The organism is Oleiphilus sp. HI0132, from assembly GCF_001635845.1.
In genome coordinates, this window is sequence record NZ_LWGJ01000551.1 from 1 (window position 1) to 955 (window position 955).

Below are 955 nucleotides of genomic sequence, written 5' to 3' on the forward strand. Positions count from 1 at the left end.
CATCGCTTTGATTCGGCACAGCTAATAAATATAGACCTATCTTACCCCGATGACTTTGATTTGAAAGAATACGTTGAAAAGGGAGGGTTCGGCATATTAAATAGCGATAAGATAATTATTTTTGTTGGTCGGTTTCAACTGAAACAAGGGCAGCACTTATTTGAAACACCACTTAGTTCTGATCAGGTTGTAACTATGGAAGCTGATGGCTGGTTTACATTGAAAGCGAGTGTTCCTGACACCATGTACTTTCGTTGGTGGCTATTAAGTTTAGGTGACAAAGTTGAAGTATTAGAACCGAATTGGCTAAAAGACAAAATTGTAGAGACTACTCGTCACACCTTGTCTCTTTATGAGTAAAAAATCTATTTTTCACTACCTGCAGATAATCGTGACGAGTAAACTTCTCTTCGTTAAAGGACTTTACTTTAGTAAGAGGCCCATGACCGATTTATGAGCGCTGTCTCTCACGAAGCATGTACTTTTAGCTCTTTGGCATATGTCTCGAATGAAATAGATAAAAGTCACTCGGATAGAGTCATTCAGGTGACTGGGTATGGCACTTCTAAGACCCCTGCGTAGCCATCAACGGCTTACTTAGGCGTACTAAGCTAAGCGATGGACAAGCCCATCGCATGCTTAACCAACTGTTTCTTGATAAAGCCCTGCTTATTTACAAAGTCCAGCCCTGTATTACGCACCCACCGAAGAAGTGGATCGGGTTGAGCAAATAAACGCTTAAAACCTTCCATCGCGCCCATCATCAATAGGTTATCTGCCTGCCGCTGTCGTTGATAACGTTTGAGCAAGGTGAGATTTCCCGGGTCCAGCTCTTGTTGGTCAGCCAGTATCAGCACCTGACTCAATGCAAAAACATCTTTAAAGCCCAAGTTCACACCCTGACCAGCCAAAGGGTGGATGGTATGCGCTGCGTCACCGATCAAAGCAAGCCCCT

At 43.4% G+C, this 955-nt stretch carries 2 protein-coding genes; one reads left to right on the forward strand and one right to left on the reverse strand.

What is annotated here, in order from left to right; all coding sequences use genetic code 11:
• On the forward strand, nt 1–360 hold a 360-nt coding region (locus tag A3766_RS06590; protein WP_156508742.1), incomplete at its 5' end, for a YafY family protein.
• A 251-nt stretch (nt 361–611) separates the two neighbouring features.
• Here A3766_RS06590 and A3766_RS06595 read toward each other — a convergent pair.
• On the reverse strand, nt 612–955 hold a 344-nt coding region (locus A3766_RS06595), incomplete at its 5' end, for an FAD-dependent monooxygenase (protein WP_197479388.1).